Here is a 17,293-nt window from a genome sequence, read left to right as displayed (position 1 = left end):
AGAGAATTGATGAATCATCATTCCCACGTCATGGACCCGTTCAACCCGGCTGTTCCGGTGCAGACCTTCGACCAGATGAAGATCTCCATCGCGAGCCCGGAAAAAATCCTTTCCTGGTCCTACGGCGAGATCAAGAAGCCCGAAACCATCAACTATCGTACGTTCAAGCCCGAACGTGACGGCCTGTTCTGCGCGCGCATCTTTGGCCCCGTGAAGGACTATGAGTGCCTGTGCGGCAAGTACAAGCGCATGAAGTTCAAGGGCGTCATCTGCGAAAAGTGCGGTGTGGAAGTCACCCTGAGCCGCGTTCGTCGCGAGCGCATGGGCCATATCGAGCTGGCTGCGCCGGTTGCCCATATCTGGTTCCTGAAGTCCCTGCCGTCCCGTATCGCGCTGCTGCTCGATATGACGCTCAAGGACATCGAGCGCATCCTGTACTTCGAAAACTACGTGGTGCTCGACGCGGGCCTGACCCCGTTCACCACGCACGAACTGCTGAGCGAAGAGCAGTATCTCGACGCCCAGGACGAGTATGGTGCCGACAGCTTCACCGCCAAGATCGGCGCCGAGGCCATCCGCGACATCCTGCTCGCGCTCGATCTCGAGAAGATCGCGGCCGACCTGCGCGTGGAAATTGCTGAGTCCACGACGGAACTTAAGCCCAAGAAGCTCGCCAAGCGCTTGAAGATCGTCGAGCAGTTCATCGTGTCGGGCAACAAGCCCGAATGGATGATCATGACCGTCATTCCGGTCATTCCGCCCGAGCTTCGTCCGCTGGTGCCGCTGGATGGTGGCCGCTTTGCCACGTCCGATCTCAACGACCTCTACCGTCGCGTGATCAACCGCAACAATCGCCTGAAGCGCCTGATCGAGCTCCGTGCTCCTGACATCATCATCCGCAACGAAAAGCGCATGCTGCAGGAAGCTGTGGACGCGCTGTTCGACAACGGCCGTCGCGGTCGTACCATCACCGGTGCCAACAAGCGTCCGTTGAAGTCGCTGTCCGACATGCTCAAGGGCAAGCAGGGCCGCTTCCGCCAGAATCTGCTCGGCAAGCGCGTCGACTATTCGGGCCGTTCGGTCATCACCGTGGGTCCGAACCTCAAGCTGCATCAGTGCGGCCTGCCCAAGAAGATGGCGCTCGAGCTGTTCAAGCCGTTCATCTACAGCCGTCTTGAAGCGAAGGGTTTCTCTTCGACCGTCAAGCAGGCCAAGAAGCTGGTCGAGAAGGAAAAGCCCGAGGTTTGGGATATCCTGGACGAAGTGATCCGCGAGCATCCGGTTCTACTGAACCGTGCTCCGACGCTGCACCGTCTTGGCATCCAGGCGTTCGAGCCCATCCTGATCGAAGGCAAGGCAATCCGTCTGCATCCGCTCGTCTGCTCGGCCTTCAACGCCGACTTCGACGGTGACCAGATGGCCGTGCACGTCCCGCTGTCGCTCGAAGCGCAGCTGGAAGCACGCGTGCTGATGATGTCGACCAACAACATCCTGCACCCTGCGAACGGCCAGCCGATCATCGTGCCGAGCCAGGACATTGTGCTGGGGCTCTACTATCTCTCGTTGATGAACGAGAAGGAGCCAGGCGAGGGCATGGCGTTCGGTTCCTATGCGGAACTGGAACACGCGCTCGACAACAAGGTCGTCACGCTCCACACCAAGATCAAGGGCCGCGTCACCGCCTGGGACGAGAACGGCAAGGAAATCACCGAGATCGTTGAGACCACGCCTGGTCGCATGCTGATCGGTCAGATCCTGCCGAAGAATCCGGCTGTGCCCTATGCGACCGCCAACCAGCTGATGACCAAGAAGATGATCTCCAAGATGATCGACACGGTTTACCGTGGCTGCGGTCAGAAGGAGACGGTCATTTTCTGCGACCGCGTCATGCAGCTTGGCTTCAAGAACGCCTGCGATGCCGGCATTTCGTTCGGCAAGGACGACATGGTTATCCCGGCTTCCAAGTACACGATTGTGGAAGCCGCCCGTAAGCAGGTCGAAGAGTTCGAGCAGCAGTACAATGACGGCCTGATCACTCAGGGCGAAAAGTACAACAAGGTGGTCGACGCCTGGGCCAAGTGCGGTGACAAGGTCGCCGAAGAGATGATGGACGCGATCCGCAAGGTACAGATCGATAAGGAGACCGGCCGTCAGAAGCCGATCAACTCCGTCTATATGATGTCTCACTCGGGCGCCCGTGGTTCACCGGCCCAGATGAAGCAGCTTGCCGGCATGCGCGGCCTGATGGCTCGTCCGGACGGCTCGATCATCGAGACCCCGATCACGGCCAACTTCAAGGAAGGCCTGAACGTTCTCGAGTACTTCAACTCCACCCACGGTGCCCGTAAGGGTCTCGCGGATACGGCGCTGAAGACCGCGAACTCGGGTTACCTGACGCGTCGTCTCGTCGACGTGGCGCAGGACGCGATCATCGTGTCGGTCGATTGCGGCACCGAGCGTGGCCTGACCATGGAACCGATCGTCGATGCCGGCCAGATCGTGGCCTCCATCGGCCAGCGCGTTCTGGGCCGTACGGCTGCGGACGACATCTTCCATCCGCTCAGCGGCGACCTGATCGCTGCCAAGGGCACGCTGCTGGAAGAAAAGCATGTCGACGTCATCGAGGAAGCCCGGATCCAGTCGATCCGTATCCGCTCCCCGCTGACCTGCGATATGCGCCAGGGCACCTGCGCGGCCTGCTATGGTCGTGACCTTGCTCGCGGTACCCCCGTGAACATGGGTGAAGCTGTGGGCGTCATCGCCGCGCAGTCGATCGGTGAACCCGGTACCCAGCTCACCATGCGCACGTTCCATATCGGTGGCACGGCTCAGGTGGTTGACTCCTCGTTCCTCGAGTCCGGTGCAGAGGGCAAGATCGCCATCCGCAATCCGAACGTCGTCAAGGTCGAGGGTGGCAAGCTGGTCGTCATGGCTCGTAACGTCTCGCTCGCAGTTCTCGACGCAGATGGCAAGGAACGCGCCACTCACAAGGTGACGTACGGTTCCAAGCTGCTGATCAAGGAAGGCGATGCGGTTCGCCGCGGCCAGCGTCTGGCTGAATGGGACCCCTACACCCGTCCGATCCTCGCCGAAGTCGAGGGCGAGGTGGTGTTCGAGGATCTGGTCGATGGTGCTTCCGTGGCGGAAAACACCGACGAGGCAACGGGCTTCACCAAGCGCGTCGTCATCGACTGGCGCACCAACCAGCGTGGTGAGGGCCTCAAGCCGGCTCTGGCCATCGCGCGTGGCGGTGCAGTCCTGAAGGTAGATCGTGGTGGCGAAGCCCGCTACCTGCTGTCGGTCGATGCGGTTCTCAACGTCGAGCCGGGCCAGAAGGTCTCGCCCGGTGACGTGCTGGCGCGTATTCCGCTGGAAAGCGCCAAGACCAAGGACATCACGGGCGGTCTGCCGCGCGTGGCTGAATTGTTCGAAGCCCGTCGTCCCAAGGATCACGCCATCATCGCCGAGATCGATGGCACGATCCGGTTCGGTCGCGACTACAAGAACAAGCGTCGCGTCATCATCGAGCCGCATGAGGATGGTGGCGAGCCGGTCGAGTATCTGATCCCCAAGGGCAAGCCGTTCCACCTTCAGGAAGGCGATGCCATTGAAAAGGGTGAGTACATCCTCGACGGCAACCCTGCGCCGCACGACATTCTGGCCATCAAGGGCGTGGAAGAGCTTGCTCGTTACCTCGTCAATGAAATCCAGGAGGTCTATCGTCTGCAGGGCGTGCTGATCAACGACAAGCATATCGAGGTGATCGTTCGCCAGATGCTGCAGAAGGTCGAGATCGTGGATCCAGGTGATACCGGGATGCTCAAGGACGAGCAGCTCGACAAGCTGGACTTCGACGAGCTCAATGACGCTCTGGTCGCCGATGGCAAGAAGCCAGCAACGGCCAACCCGGTGCTGCTCGGCATCACCAAGGCGTCGCTGCAGACCCGTTCGTTCATCTCGGCAGCCTCGTTCCAGGAAACCACCCGCGTCCTTACCGAGGCGGCAATTTCCGGCAAGGCCGATCTGCTCGAAGGCCTCAAGGAAAACGTCATCGTCGGTCGCCTGATCCCTGCCGGTACCGGTGCCGGCATCTCCTCGGCCAAGCTGATCGCGTCCAAGCGCGACGACCTGATCCTGGACGAACGCCGCCGCCAGGCGTCGACCGTGCAGATCGCCGCACCTGCCGCCGAGTAAGTTCGAGTTACATCAGAGATTGGGGAAGGGGCCTTCAGGCCCCTTTCTTTTTTGTCCGCGTAGCGGAATTCTCTGCGTGACTTCCGCTATTGTCGCCTTCCTGCCCCACCCCTAAAGTCCAAGTGTTGGGGGAGGTTCTTTTGAAACTGATTTTGTCAGTGGCTGTGTCGTGTGCGTTGGTTGTCGCTACAGTCATTTTTGTATTGGATTTTGCGAACGAGAGTCCTTCTACCGCCATTCTTGACGCTGACATCGCGCTGGTAAGGTCAGAGATAGAGGCAGTAGAGATTGAGCGCGGCAGATTTTCCGGCGGCGCCATCGAGAGCATCTTTGATGCTCGCCTGGGGATACTCCAAACCACCGTTTCGATGCTCGAGCAAAAGCGCATGAGCCTGCTGCGGCGAGTAGACTTGAATTATACGATTGATGGTACTGCTCATGAGCCGAACGAGACATCTATCCTAGCCCTTGAGGCAGACCTAGCAGCGGCAAAGTCGGATCGAGATCGGTATCAGGCAGAGGCGGACCTGTATTCTGGCGGCCTTGTTCAGACCCTAGCACTGGTCAATGTTGCTACATCTGAGCTGTCAATATCACAGGCCAACCTTGCCATTATGGCAGAGCGCCACGGATTCGTTTTTGATTGGAAGACTAGCTCGCAGACAAGTGTTCCTATCGGGCAAACGGTCGTAACTCACGAGGAGGATGCACTGTGAGCTTGCTGCTTAGGCTAACGGTCACCCTCCTTACGCTAAGTTCATCAGTAGCCATCGCGCAGGAAGATGCGGGTCCATTTGGGTTGACTTGGCTCGCAAGCAGCGAGGATGTGGTGGCGTTGGGCGCCACTCTTGTCCCCATGGACCTGGAGTCTTTCGGTCAATCATATATTGCCACCAATCTACCAAAGGCCCTCTCAGATATTGAGGCAGTTGTGCTGTCGTTTGGCTATGACAATACGCTTTGGCGTGTGGCGGCGTTGAGCAGCGAATTTGAGAATGACCGATACGGTTCGCAGGCTAAGGCAAGGTACGAGCAACTCTCAGCGTCTTTGTCGAAATCCTACTCGCTCACAGACACGTACGAGGTGACGTCGACAGATAACTATTTCATGGACGCGGAGAAGTTTGCGTACGCGCTCAGCAAGGATGAGACGTTCTGGTATTCCATTTTCGAGTCTGACGTTGCGGAGATCGAGCTCTCGATTGATGCGAACTACGAGGATACTTTTTGGCGGTTGATCTACACACACAACCAAGGAAAGGCGGCTTTCAACTCGGGAAAAGCCGATGCCGAGGTTGATGCGCTGTAACACTCGGTATCAAGAAAAGGGGCCCAGAAGGGCCCCTCGATATCAGCGATCTTTCAATCGATCAGTTGTAGCCGACATGCTCGGAATACTGCTCGACCACCATGGCCCAGAGGCCGAACTGGGAATCGAGATACTCAGAGCTGACACCCTTGACCAGATCAAGATCCATCTCGACGCAGGCATCCTGGTCGCCATCGAGATAGGCGCGGCTGAAGCGCTTATTGAGATTCCAGTCGTTGATCACTTCCAGGGTCGGCTTGAGGTCCAGGAAGCCGAGATAGAAATTGAGGTCTTCGCAGTCGCTGCCATTGGTGCAGTTACGGAAATAGACCTGATAGGTGATGCCGTTGATCTTGCCGGTAATCTGCGGATCGCCATTGCTCTGCTCGGTCAGCGAGGCCGAGCCGTAGCCGCGAGCGGCGTTGAGGATTTCGTCGGTGTCGGCGCCGGTGATCGTCTGAGCCTGGGCGGATACGGTCAGGGCGAGCGCAAGGGCGCCGCCAGCAATCATCGTTGTAAGCTTCATGGCTTTCTCCCTTGTCCGATCCTGGTATCTGCCGGACATCCCCCCGCCAGATTCAGTCGAACGAGATGATCCTACACAATCCGTTGCGGACGAGAAGCCGTAACGTGTCGCAGATGGTGGAGCAGGGCAGGGAATGACTTGTGGATTTCCCATTCACCGGCGCAAAACCATTGCAAGCCCCTGCATGGCTCCCTCGCGGATTTTTCACGAAAGAATCCTTGACGTATGGGGGAGTCGGCTCTAAACAGCGCCTACCTAAGCGGTCGGTCGTGAATGTCACACCGGGTTCCTGCCATCTTGTGCGGGCATCCAGGACACTCAAACACACTGTCGGGTAACTAGACGACGTAAATCCTTGTGCGCATGACTGCCCATTTTCGTGGGTGGTCCGCTGCAATTAAGGCGCCGCCGTACCCCTAATCGGGTCGGATGAGCGCCGTTTTGGTTTGCTTGGTCTGGACCGCACAGCAGCTTTTCCGGTTTCGGAAGGCCGCGAAACAAGAACTTAGGCGTTGCCCGGTTGGCGACACCGAAATTTGGACGATGGAAAGAGCGCAATGCCCACCATTAATCAGCTGATCCGCAAACCACGCGCCAGCAAGCCAAAGCGGAACAAGGTTCCGGCCATGGAAGCAAATCCGCAGAAGCGCGGCGTTTGCTCCCGCGTTTATACGACGACCCCGAAGAAGCCGAACTCGGCTCTCCGCAAGGTTGCCAAGGTTCGTCTGACGAACTCGCGCGAAGTCATCTCGTATATCCCGGGCGAAGGCCACAACCTGCAGGAACACTCTGTGGTCCTGATCCGTGGCGGCCGCGTTCGCGACCTTCCGGGCGTTCGCTACCACGTGCTCCGCGGTGTCCTTGACACGCAGAGCGTCAAGGACCGCAAGCAGCGCCGTTCGAAGTACGGCGCGAAGCGTCCGAAGTAAGGAGATCGAGATATGTCCCGTCGTCACCGCGCTGAAAAACGCGACGTTATCCCTGACGCCAAGTATGGCGATCTCGTCCTGACCAAGTTCATGAACTCGCTCATGAAGGACGGCAAGAAGTCGGCTGCCGAAAGCATCGTTTACGGCGCATTCGAAATCGTCGAAGCCAAGGTCAAGCAGGATCCGGTCACCGTGTTCCACACCGCCCTCGACAACATCCGCCCGTCGGTTGAAGTCCGGTCGCGTCGCGTTGGCGGCGCCACCTACCAGGTTCCGGTTGAAGTCCGCACCGATCGTCAGCAGGCCCTGGCCATTCGCTGGCTGATCGAATCCGCCCGCAAGCGCGGTGAGAACACCATGCGTGAACGCCTGTCGGGCGAACTCATGGACGCTCTCAATGGCCGCGGTCAGGCTGTCAAGAAGCGCGAAGATACGCACCGTATGGCTGATGCCAACCGTGCCTTCTCGCACTACCGCTGGTAGTAGGAGCGCCCCATGGCACGCGAATACCCGATTAATCTCTATCGTAACTTCGGCATCATGGCTCACATTGATGCTGGCAAGACGACCACGACCGAACGCATCCTCTACTACACCGGCAAGTCCCACAAGATCGGCGAAGTCCACGACGGCGCCGCGACCATGGACTGGATGGAGCAGGAACAGGAACGCGGCATCACCATCACGTCCGCTGCCACCACCACGTTCTGGAAAGACCGTGATGGCGTCATGCACCGCTTCAACATCATCGACACCCCCGGCCACGTGGACTTCACCATCGAAGTCGAGCGTTCGCTCCGCGTGCTCGACGGTGCCGTTGCGCTGCTCGATGCGAACGCCGGTGTGGAGCCCCAGACCGAGACCGTCTGGCGTCAGGCCGACAAGTACAACGTTCCGCGTCTGATCTTCGTGAACAAGATGGACAAGATCGGCGCCGATTTCTATCGCTGCGTCGAGATGGTTGGCTCGCGCCTCGGCGCCAAGGCCGTTCCTGTCCAACTGCCGATCGGTGCCGAGAACGAGTTCAAGGGCATCGTCGATCTGATCGAGATGAACGCCCTCGTCTGGCGCAACGAAGAGCTGGGCGCCCAGTGGGACGTCGTCGAGATTCCGGAAGACCTCAAGGCTGCGGCCGTGAAGTACCGCGAAGCGATGATCGAAGCTGCCGTGGAAGTCGATGACGACGCCATGGAAGCCTATCTCAACGGCGACCTGCCGAACAACGACACCATCCGTCGCCTGCTGCGTCGCGGCACGATCGATGCGAAGTTCTTCCTGGTGTTTGCCGGTTCGGCCTTCAAGAACAAGGGCGTGCAGCCCCTGCTCGACGGCGTTATCGACTTCCTGCCGGCTCCGGGCGACGTTCCTGCTATCCAGGGTATCGACGCCAAGACCGAGCAGCCGATCGAGCGTCATGCTGACGACAACGAGCCGCTGGCCATGCTGGCGTTCAAGATCGCCAACGACCCGCATATGGGTACGCTGACCTTCTGCCGCATCTACTCGGGCAAGCTCGAGCAGGGCATGATGCTCGAGAACACCGTCAAGGAAAAGCGCGAGCGCGTTGGTCGTCTGTTCCAGATGCACGCAAACAGCCGCGAGCAGATCACGGAAGCCTTTGCTGGCGACATCGTCGCCATCGTTGGCCTCAAGGATACCACCACTGGTGATACCCTCTGCCCGCAGAATGCTCAGGTTATCCTTGAGCGCATGATCTTCCCGGAACCGGTTATCGACATCTCTGTCGAGCCGAAGTCCAAGGCTGACCAGGAAAAGATGGGCCTCGCCCTGAACCGCCTGGCTGCTGAAGACCCGACGTTCCGCGTCAAGACCGACGAAGAATCCGGCCAGACCATCATTTCCGGTATGGGCGAACTTCACCTCGACATCCTCGTCGACCGTATGCGTCGCGAGTTCAAGGTCGAAGCCAATATCGGTCAGCCGCAGGTGGCTTACCGCGAGACGATCACCAAGCAGGCCAATGTGGACTATACCCACAAGAAGCAGTCGGGTGGTTCGGGCCAGTTCGCTCGCGTCAAGCTCACTGTTGAGCCGGGCGAAGTCGGCAAGGGTCTGGAATTCGTCAACGCCGTCGTCGGCGGTTCGGTGCCCAAGGAATATATCCCGGGCGTCGAAAAGGGCGTGAAGTCGGTTATGCCAGCAGGTCCGCTGATCGGGTTCCCGATCGTCGACGTGAAGGTGACGCTGACTGAAGGCGCCTACCACGACGTGGACTCCTCGGTCCTGGCTTTCGAAATCGCCGGTCGTGCGGGCTTCAACGAAGCTCTGCGCAAGGCGTCGCCGAAGATCCTCGAGCCGATCATGAAGGTTGAAGTTGTCACGCCCGAAGATTACATGGGCGACGTCATCGGCGACCTGAATTCCCGGCGCGGTCAGATCCACGGCACTGAAGGCCGTGGCATCCTCCAGGTCGTGAATGCCTACGTGCCGCTCGCGAACATGTTCGGTTATGTGAACTCGCTGCGCTCCATGAGCCAGGGTCGTGCACAGTACTCGATGACGTTCGATCACTACGAGCAGGTGCCGCAGGCCGTCGCCGACGAAGTCCAGGCCAAGTACGCTTAACCGCGAAGTACGCCTTAACAAGAAACTGAAACTCAAGGTTGGCCGCAGGGCTAACGAATACGGAGAGAAGCGATGGGCAAGGAAAAGTTTTCCCGCAATAAGCCTCACTGCAACATCGGCACCATCGGTCACGTCGACCATGGCAAGACCTCGCTGACCGCAGCGATCACCAAGGTGCTGGCTGAGACCGGTGGCGCGACCTTCAAGGCGTACGACCAGATCGACGCTGCCCCTGAAGAGAAGGCACGCGGCATCACCATCAACACCGCCCACGTCGAGTACGAGACGGCCAACCGTCACTACGCTCACGTGGATTGCCCTGGCCACGCCGACTATGTGAAGAACATGATCACCGGCGCTGCCCAGATGGACGGCGCGATCCTGGTCGTGTCGGCTGCCGACGGCCCGATGCCCCAGACCCGCGAGCACATCCTGCTTGCCCGTCAGGTTGGCGTGCCGGCTCTGGTTGTGTTCCTGAACAAGTGCGACATGGTCGACGATCCGGAACTGCTCGAGCTCGTTGAGCTGGAAGTCCGCGAACTGCTGTCGTCCTATGAATTCCCGGGCGACGACGTTCCGATCATCAAGGGTTCGGCTCTGGCCGCTCTCGAAGATTCCGACAAGAAGCTCGGCCACGACGCCGTTCTCGAGCTGATGGCTGCTGTCGACGCCTACATCCCGCAGCCGGAACGTCCGGTTGACCAGCCGTTCCTGCTCCCGATCGAAGACGTGTTCTCGATCTCGGGTCGCGGTACGGTTGTGACCGGTCGCGTTGAGCGCGGTATCGTCAAGGTTGGCGAAGAAGTCGAAATCGTCGGCATCAAGGCAACCCAGAAGACCACCGTTACCGGTGTCGAAATGTTCCGCAAGCTGCTCGACTCGGGCCAGGCTGGCGACAACGTCGGCGCGCTGATCCGTGGTATCGACCGCACGCAGGTTGAGCGCGGTCAGGTTCTCTGCAAGCCAGGCTCCGTGACCCCGCACACCGACTTCACCGCTGAAGTCTACATCCTGACCAAGGAAGAGGGTGGTCGTCACACCCCGTTCTTCGGCAACTACCGTCCCCAGTTCTACTTCCGTACCACGGACGTGACTGGCATCGTGACCCTGCCAGAAGGCACCGAAATGGTGATGCCGGGCGACAACCTGAACATCAACGTTCAGCTGATCGTGCCGATCGCCATGGAAGAGAAGCTGCGCTTCGCGATCCGTGAAGGTGGCCGTACGGTTGGTTCGGGCGTCGTCGCCACGATCCTGAAGTAAGCCTCACTGAGACATTCGCGGCGCGCGAAACGGCGCGCCGCGATCCATTTTCGCCAGGATTTACAAAGATGAACGGTCAGAATATTCGCATTCGCCTCAAGGCGTTTGACCATCGCGTTCTCGACGCTTCGACGCGCGAGATCGTCTCGACGGCCAAGCGTACGGGCGCGCAGGTTCGCGGTCCGATCCCGCTGCCGACGCGAATCGACAAGTTTACCGTCAACCGCTCGCCCCACATCGACAAGAAGGCGCGTGAGCAGTTCGAGATCCGGACCCACAAGCGTCTCCTCGACATCGTGGATCCGACCCCGCAGACGGTCGACGCCCTGATGAAGCTCGATCTCGCCGCCGGCGTCGACGTCGAAATCAAGCTCTAAACAAGAAGTTTTCCGCGCGTACCAGATAACAGGGTCCTCTGAAACCACGACCCGGTACGACGCCAAGAGAGAAGGTAATAACCGATGCGTTCTGGATTGATCGCACAGAAGCTGGGCATGACCCGCATTTTCGCTGAGGACGGCTCGCACGTTCCAGTGACTGTGCTGGAACTGCAGAACTGCCAGGTGGTGGGCCAGCGGACTGCTGAAAAGGACGGCTATGTCGCCCTGCAGCTTGGCGCAGGCCAGGCCAAGGTCAAGAACACGACCAAGGCCGAGCGCGGCCAGTTTGCCGTCGCCAAGGTCGAACCCAAGCGCCATGTCGCTGAGTTCCGCGTGGACGAAGCCAACCTCATCGAGGTCGGCGCTACGCTCCAGGCAGACCATTTCATCGAAGGCCAGCTGGTGGACGTCACCGGTACTTCGATCGGTAAGGGCTTTGCCGGCGGTATGAAGCGCTGGAACTTCGGCGGCCTGCGTGCAACGCACGGCGTGTCGGTGTCGCACCGCTCGATCGGTTCTACCGGTGGTCGTCAGGACCCAGGTAAGACCTTCAAGAATAAGAAGATGCCGGGCCACATGGGCGATCGTCGCATCACCACGCAGAACGTCAAGGTCGTCAAGACCGACGTCGAGCGCGGTTTGATCATGATCCAGGGTTCGGTTCCGGGCGCCAAGGGCGCTTGGATCATGATCAAGGACGCGGTGAAGAAGCCGGCCCCCAAGGGCGCTGCCTTCCCGGGCTCGTTCAAGGCCGCCGCTGAAGTCGCGGGGGAAGGTAACTAAATGGAACTCAAGGTCACAACCCTCGACGGCAAGGCCGCTGGCTCGATCCAGCTCGCCGACGACGTCTTCGGTCTGGAAGTCCGTCAGGACATCCTGCACCGCATGGTTCGCTACCAGCAGCTCAAGGCGATGGCCGGCACGCATGACGTGAAGCATCGTTCCGAAGGCGTGCGCACGGGCAAGAAGTTCGTGAAGCAGAAGGGCTCGGGCGGCGCTCGCCATGGCGATCGCAAGGCTCCGCAGTTCCGTGGCGGCGGCCGTGCATTCGGTCCGACCCCGCGCAGCCACGCCATCGACCTGCCCAAGAAGGTCCGCGCTCTTGCTCTCAAGCATGCGCTGTCCTCCAAGGCCAAGTCGGGCTCGCTGATCGTGGTCGACACCGTCTCGCAGAAGGAAGCCAAGACCGCTGGTCTGCTGGCCACCTTCGGCAAGCTGGAATGGACCAATGCGCTGATCATCGACGGCGCAGCCGTGGATCAGAACTTTGCCCTGTCGGCACGCAACATTCCCCATATCGACGTCCTGCCGGTGCAGGGGATCAACGTTGTGTCGATCCTCAAGCGCGACAAGCTCGTCCTGACCAAGGCAGCGCTGGAAGCGCTGGAAGCGAGGTTCGCATGAACAAGCTCAGCGCTTACGACATCGTCCGTAACCCCGTCGTGACTGAAAAGTCGACGATGGCTTCGGAGCACAACCAGGTCGTTTTCGACGTGGCGATCGATGCCAGCAAGACCGAAATCAAGGCTGCCGTTGAGCAGCTCTTCTCGGTCAAGGTCAAGGCAGTGAACACTCTCGTCCGCAAGGGCAAGGTGAAGCGCTTCCGTGGCAAGATTGGCACGCGCAACGACGTCAAGAAGGCGATCGTGACCCTCGTCGACGGCCAGTCGATCGATATTTCGACCGGCCTCTAAGGGAAGAGACAGAACAAAATGGCTCTAAAAACTTACAACCCCACCTCCGAAGGCCGTCGTACCCTTATTACGACCGATCGTTCGGAACTGTGGAAGGGCAAGCCGGTCAAGACTCTGACCGAAGGTCTGTCCAAGTCCGGTGGTCGCAACAATCGCGGTCGCATCACCTCGTTCCATCGCGGTGGCGGTCACAAGCGCACCTACCGCATGATCGACTTCAAGCGCGTCAAGTTCGACCAGGTCGGGACGATCGAACGTCTCGAGTATGATCCGAACCGTACCGCCTGGATCGCTCTGGTGAAGTACGAAGACGGCGAGCTCGCCTATATCGTGGCACCGCAGCGCCTGTCGGCTGGCGACAAGGTCATCTCGTCGATGAACACTGTCGACGTGAAGCCGGGCAACGCCATGCCGCTCGAGCGCATGCCGGTCGGTACGATCGTGCACAATATCGAGCTGAAGCCCCGCAAGGGTGGCCAGGTTGCCCGTTCGGCTGGTGCTTATGCCCAGTATGTCGGTCGTGACCAGGGTTGGGCGATCCTTCGCCTGAACTCGGGCGAACAGCGCCGCGTGCATGGCTCGTGCCTTGCCACCGTTGGTGCCGTGTCGAACCAGGATCACTCCAACACCTCGCTCGGCAAGGCCGGTCGTAGCCGTTGGCTGGGTCGCAAGCCCGTTAACCGCGGCGTGACCATGAACCCGATCGACCACCCGCATGGTGGTGGTGAAGGCCGTACCTCTGGTGGCCGTCATCCGGTTACTCCATGGGGTAAGCCGACCAAGGGCAAGAAGACCCGCAGCAACAAGGCGACGGACAAGTTCATCGTTCGCTCGCGTCACGTGAAGAAGGGCAGGTAAGCCATGACCCGTTCAATCTGGAAGGGGCCGTTCGTCGACGGCTACATGCTCAAGAAGGCCGAGAAGGCCCTCGCGTCTGGCCGCAACGATGTGGTCAAGATCTGGAGCCGCCGTTCGACCGTGCTGCCGCAGTTTGTGGGTGTCACCTTTGGTGTCCACAACGGCCACAAGCACATCCCGGTCTCCGTCACTGAAGACATGATCGGCCACAAGTTCGGCGAATTCGCACCGACCCGTACCTATTACGGTCATGCGGCCGACAAGAAGGCCAAGAGGAAGTAAGATGGGCAAGCCAAAAACTGAGCGCGCTCTCAAGGACAACGAGGCTAAGGCTGTTCTGCGCATGCTGCGCATCAGCCCTCAGAAGCTGAACCTCGTCGCGCAGTTGATCCGTGGCAAGAAGGTCGAGAAGGCTCTGGCCGAACTCGAATTCAGCCACAAGCGCATCTCCGGCCAGGTGCGGAAGGTGCTCGAGAGCGCCATCGCCAATGCCGAGAACAACCATGGTCTCGATACCGACGCCCTCGTCGTTGCCGAAGCTTTCGTTGGCAATTCGCTGGTCATGAAGCGTTTCACGGCCCGCGGTCGTGGTCGCTCGTCGCAGATCCAGAAGCCGTTCGCGCATCTCACGATCGTCGTCCGGCAAGTTGAGGAGGCCGCATAATGGGTCAGAAGATCAATCCAATCGGCTTCCGCCTCGGTATCAACCGCACGTGGGACAGCCGCTGGTTCGCCAACAAGGGCGAGTACGGCACGCTGCTTCAGGAAGACCTGAAGATCCGCACGATGCTGCTGGAGGACCTCAAGGCCGCCGCAGTGTCCAAGATCGTCATCGAGCGCCCGCACCGCAAGTGCCGCGTGTCGATCCACACTGCCCGTCCGGGCATCGTGATCGGCAAGAAGGGCGCTGACATCGACAAGATCCGCGCCAAGGTGAAGAAGTTCACCGACAGCGAAGTGCACATCAACATCGTTGAAGTGCGCAAGCCGGAAACCGACGCGACCCTCGTTGCCCAGGGCATTGCCCAGCAGCTGGAACGCCGCGTTGCCTTCCGTCGCGCCATGAAGCGCGCTGTGCAGACCGCGATCCGTATGGGCGCCGGCGGCATCCGCGTGAACGTTGGTGGTCGTCTGGGTGGTGCCGACATCGCTCGTACCGAATGGTACCGCGAAGGTCGCGTTCCGCTGCACACGCTGCGTGCTGACATCGACTACGGCACTGCCGAGGCCGAGACCACGTACGGCATCATCGGTATCAAGGTCTGGATCTTCAAGGGCGAAGTTCTCGAGCATGATCCCACTGCTCATGAACGTCGCGCCACTGAAGGCGCCGACATGGGTGGCCAGCGTCAAGAACGCAGCGATCGCGAACCGCGCCGTGAGCGCGGCGACCGTGACCGCGAACGCGCATAAGAAGGTTAGTTCATTATGCTGCAACCTAAGAAGACCAAGTTCCGCAAGGCCCACAAGGGCCGTATCCATGGCGTTGCCAAGGGCGGTACCGAGCTGGCTTTCGGCCAGTATGCCCTCAAGGCGACCGAACCCGAGCGCGTTACTGCTCGCCAGATCGAAGCGGCCCGCCGCGCCATCACTCGCGAGATGAAGCGCCAGGGCCGTGTGTGGATCCGTATTTTCCCGGATCTGCCGGTCACCAAGAAGCCGACCGAAGTTCGTATGGGTAAGGGCAAGGGTTCGGTTGAACTCTGGGCCGCCCGCGTGAAGCCCGGTCGTATTGTATTCGAGATCGACGGCGTCCCCGAGGACGTTGCCAAGGAAGCTCTGCGTCTCGGCGCGATGAAGCTCCCGATCATGACGCGGGTTGTTACCCGCATTGCCGACTAAGGACGATGAGCATGAAAGCCAGTGATGTGCGGGCCAAGACCGCAGACGAACTGAAAGACCAGCTCGTCGACCTCAAGAAAGAACAGTTCAACCTGCGTTTCCAGCGCGCTACCCAGCAGCTGGAAAAGCCGACCCAGGTCAAAAAGGTCCGCCGCGATATCGCGCGGATCAAGACGATCCTGGCCGAAAAGAACGCAGCGAAGTAAGGAGCCGCGACCATGCCAAAGCGCGTATTGCAGGGGACGGTTGTCTCCGACGCCAATGAGAAGACGGTCGTGGTGCGCGTTGAGCGCCGTTTCACGCATCCGGTGATGAAGAAGACCGTGCGCCGGTCCAAGAAGTACCACGCTCACGACGAGGCCAATGTGGCCAAGGTCGGTCAGATCGTGTGGATCGAGGAATGCGCACCGATTTCCAAGAACAAGCGCTGGACGCTTGTCGCGGATAAGGCTCAGCAGGAAGGCGTTACGCCATGATCCAGATGCAGTCCAATCTCGACGTGGCCGATAATTCGGGCGCGAAGCGTGTCATGTGCATCAAGGTACTTGGCGGCTCGCACCGGAAGTACGCTTCCGTCGGCGACATCATCGTCGTTTCGGTCAAGGACGCGATTCCGCGTGGCCGTGTTAAGAAGGGTCAGGTCATGAAGGCCGTGGTGGTTCGCACCGCGTTCGACATCCGCCGCCCCGATGGCACGGTGATCCGTTTCGACAAGAACGCCGCGGTTCTGATCAACAATCAGAAAGAGCCGATCGGCACCCGCATCTTCGGACCGGTTCCGCGCGAACTCCGCGCCAAGAACCACATGAAGATCATCTCGCTCGCTCCAGAGGTGCTGTAATGGCCGCCAAGATCAAGAAGGGCGACAAGGTTGTCGTCCTGACCGGCAAGGACAAGGGCAAGACCGGCCAGGTCCTGTCCGTCATTCCGACCGAAACCAAGGCTCTCGTCCAGGGTATCAACCTGGTCAAGCGCCACACCAAGCAGACCGCGTCGACCGATGCCGGCATCTTCACCAAGGAAGCGCCGATCCATCTGTCCAACCTCGCGATCGCCGACAAGGATGGCAAGCCCAGCCGCGTCGGTTTCCAGATCAAAGACGGCGTGAAGACTCGCGTCGCCAAGTCGACCGGAGATTCGATCGATGGCTGAGACCGCTTACACTCCTCGCCTTCGTACCGAGTACGACGAGAATATCCGCAAGGTTCTGACCGAGCAGTTCGGCTACAAGAACGTCATGCAGCTGCCCAAGCTCGATAAGATCGTGCTGAACATGGGCGTCGGCGAAGCCGTCAACGACACCAAGAAGGTGAAGTCGGCCGCTGCCGAGCTGGAGAAGATCGCTGGCCAGAAGCCTGTGATCACCTTCGCCCGCAAGTCGATCGCCGGCTTCAAGGTTCGTGAAGACATGCCGCTGGGCGTGAAGGTCACGCTGCGCAAGACTCGTATGTACGAGTTTCTTGATCGTCTCGTGAACATCGCCCTGCCGCGCGTTCGCGACTTCCGTGGGCTGAACCCCAACTCCTTTGACGGCCGTGGCAACTATGCCATGGGCATCAAGGAACACATCATTTTCCCCGAAATCAACTATGATCAGATCGATCAGGTTTGGGGCATGGACATCGTGATCGCCACGACGGCCAAGACCGATGATGAAGCGCGCGCGCTGCTCAAGGCATTCAACTTCCCCTTCCGCCAGTAAGCGGACAGGG

At 59.7% G+C, this 17,293-nt stretch carries 22 protein-coding genes; 21 read left to right on the top strand and 1 reads right to left on the bottom strand.

Features of this window, described 5'->3' with window-relative positions:
- The first annotated feature begins 9 nt into the window (after positions 1-9).
- From rpoC to IM737_RS03690, 3 genes are all read left to right on the top strand, one after another.
- Positions 10-4,194 carry a DNA-directed RNA polymerase subunit beta' gene (rpoC, locus tag IM737_RS03700; RefSeq protein WP_236898432.1) on the top strand — a complete coding sequence of 1,395 codons (4,185 nt, stop codon included), beginning with the start codon at positions 10-12 and terminating at the stop codon, positions 4,192-4,194.
- Positions 4,195-4,334: 140 nt separating this feature from the next.
- Complete coding sequence (locus IM737_RS03695; RefSeq protein ID WP_236898431.1) at positions 4,335-4,910, top strand: hypothetical protein; 576 nt, start codon at positions 4,335-4,337, stop codon at positions 4,908-4,910.
- Entirely contained in the window at positions 4,907-5,503 is a 597-nt protein-coding gene (locus tag IM737_RS03690) for a hypothetical protein (protein WP_236898430.1), read from the top strand. The genes IM737_RS03695 and IM737_RS03690 overlap by 4 nt, the downstream gene beginning before the upstream one ends.
- 61 nt (positions 5,504-5,564) lie before the next feature.
- Here the strand turns inward: IM737_RS03690 and IM737_RS03685 are convergent, their stop codons facing one another.
- Positions 5,565-6,029, bottom strand: a complete 465-nt coding sequence (locus tag IM737_RS03685; protein WP_236898429.1) for a YbjN domain-containing protein — start codon at positions 6,027-6,029, stop codon at positions 5,565-5,567.
- Between the two features lie 557 nt (positions 6,030-6,586).
- Here IM737_RS03685 and rpsL point away from each other — a divergent pair.
- The 18 genes from rpsL (at position 6,587) to rplE (ending at position 17,283) form a co-directional block, all read left to right on the top strand.
- Entirely contained in the window at positions 6,587-6,958 is a 372-nt protein-coding gene (gene rpsL, locus IM737_RS03680; protein ID WP_046136734.1) for a 30S ribosomal protein S12, read from the top strand.
- A gap of 12 nt (positions 6,959-6,970) precedes the next feature.
- The gene (gene rpsG / locus IM737_RS03675) at positions 6,971-7,441 is read left to right on the top strand and encodes a 30S ribosomal protein S7 (RefSeq protein WP_236898428.1); all 471 of its coding nucleotides are present in this window, start codon (positions 6,971-6,973) and stop codon (positions 7,439-7,441) included.
- A gap of 12 nt (positions 7,442-7,453) precedes the next feature.
- Positions 7,454-9,544, top strand: a complete 2,091-nt coding sequence (gene fusA / locus IM737_RS03670; protein ID WP_236898427.1) for an elongation factor G — start codon at positions 7,454-7,456, stop codon at positions 9,542-9,544.
- 72 nt (positions 9,545-9,616) lie between these two features.
- Positions 9,617-10,807, top strand: coding sequence for an elongation factor Tu (gene tuf, locus IM737_RS03665; protein ID WP_236898426.1), 1,191 nt, complete (start codon positions 9,617-9,619; stop codon positions 10,805-10,807).
- 68 nt (positions 10,808-10,875) lie between these two features.
- Positions 10,876-11,184 (top strand): 30S ribosomal protein S10, encoded by a 309-nt coding sequence (rpsJ, locus tag IM737_RS03660; RefSeq protein ID WP_035102617.1) that lies wholly within the window; start codon positions 10,876-10,878, stop codon positions 11,182-11,184.
- 84 nt (positions 11,185-11,268) lie between these two features.
- Positions 11,269-11,970 (top strand): 50S ribosomal protein L3, encoded by a 702-nt coding sequence (gene rplC / locus IM737_RS03655; protein ID WP_236898424.1) that lies wholly within the window; start codon positions 11,269-11,271, stop codon positions 11,968-11,970.
- Positions 11,971-12,591: a 50S ribosomal protein L4 gene (gene rplD / locus IM737_RS03650; RefSeq protein WP_236898422.1), complete on the top strand. Its 621-nt coding sequence runs from the start codon at positions 11,971-11,973 to the stop codon at positions 12,589-12,591.
- Positions 12,588-12,881: a 50S ribosomal protein L23 gene (locus IM737_RS03645; RefSeq protein WP_236898420.1), complete on the top strand. Its 294-nt coding sequence runs from the start codon at positions 12,588-12,590 to the stop codon at positions 12,879-12,881. Before rplD ends, IM737_RS03645 begins: the two co-directional genes overlap by 4 nt.
- 18 nt (positions 12,882-12,899) lie before the next feature.
- Complete coding sequence (rplB, locus tag IM737_RS03640) at positions 12,900-13,739, top strand: 50S ribosomal protein L2 (RefSeq protein ID WP_236898417.1); 840 nt, start codon at positions 12,900-12,902, stop codon at positions 13,737-13,739.
- Positions 13,740-13,742: 3 nt separating this feature from the next.
- Complete coding sequence (gene rpsS / locus IM737_RS03635) at positions 13,743-14,021, top strand: 30S ribosomal protein S19 (protein WP_236898415.1); 279 nt, start codon at positions 13,743-13,745, stop codon at positions 14,019-14,021.
- Position 14,022: 1 nt separating this feature from the next.
- Positions 14,023-14,403, top strand: coding sequence for a 50S ribosomal protein L22 (gene rplV, locus IM737_RS03630; RefSeq protein ID WP_236898413.1), 381 nt, complete (start codon positions 14,023-14,025; stop codon positions 14,401-14,403).
- Positions 14,403-15,152 carry a 30S ribosomal protein S3 gene (rpsC, locus tag IM737_RS03625; RefSeq protein WP_236898411.1) on the top strand — a complete coding sequence of 250 codons (750 nt, stop codon included), beginning with the start codon at positions 14,403-14,405 and terminating at the stop codon, positions 15,150-15,152. The genes rplV and rpsC overlap by 1 nt, the downstream gene beginning before the upstream one ends.
- A 15-nt stretch (positions 15,153-15,167) precedes the next feature.
- Entirely contained in the window at positions 15,168-15,581 is a 414-nt protein-coding gene (gene rplP / locus IM737_RS03620; RefSeq protein ID WP_236898409.1) for a 50S ribosomal protein L16, read from the top strand.
- Between the two features lie 11 nt (positions 15,582-15,592).
- Complete coding sequence (gene rpmC / locus IM737_RS03615; protein ID WP_236898406.1) at positions 15,593-15,787, top strand: 50S ribosomal protein L29; 195 nt, start codon at positions 15,593-15,595, stop codon at positions 15,785-15,787.
- 12 nt (positions 15,788-15,799) lie between these two features.
- Entirely contained in the window at positions 15,800-16,057 is a 258-nt protein-coding gene (gene rpsQ / locus IM737_RS03610; protein WP_236898404.1) for a 30S ribosomal protein S17, read from the top strand.
- Positions 16,054-16,422 (top strand): 50S ribosomal protein L14, encoded by a 369-nt coding sequence (gene rplN, locus IM737_RS03605; RefSeq protein WP_046138380.1) that lies wholly within the window; start codon positions 16,054-16,056, stop codon positions 16,420-16,422. Before rpsQ ends, rplN begins: the two co-directional genes overlap by 4 nt.
- Entirely contained in the window at positions 16,422-16,733 is a 312-nt protein-coding gene (gene rplX / locus IM737_RS03600; protein ID WP_193335639.1) for a 50S ribosomal protein L24, read from the top strand. The genes rplN and rplX overlap by 1 nt, the downstream gene beginning before the upstream one ends.
- Positions 16,726-17,283, top strand: a complete 558-nt coding sequence (gene rplE, locus IM737_RS03595) for a 50S ribosomal protein L5 (protein ID WP_236898402.1) — start codon at positions 16,726-16,728, stop codon at positions 17,281-17,283. Before rplX ends, rplE begins: the two co-directional genes overlap by 8 nt.
- The last annotated feature ends 10 nt before the right edge of the window (positions 17,284-17,293 follow it).

Source organism: Devosia sp. SL43 (assembly GCF_021729885.1).
In the GTDB taxonomy this organism is placed as follows: domain Bacteria; phylum Pseudomonadota; class Alphaproteobacteria; order Rhizobiales; family Devosiaceae; genus Devosia.
The sequence above is the reverse complement of the archived record's forward strand: the minus strand, read 5'-3'. Positions and strand labels throughout refer to the sequence as shown.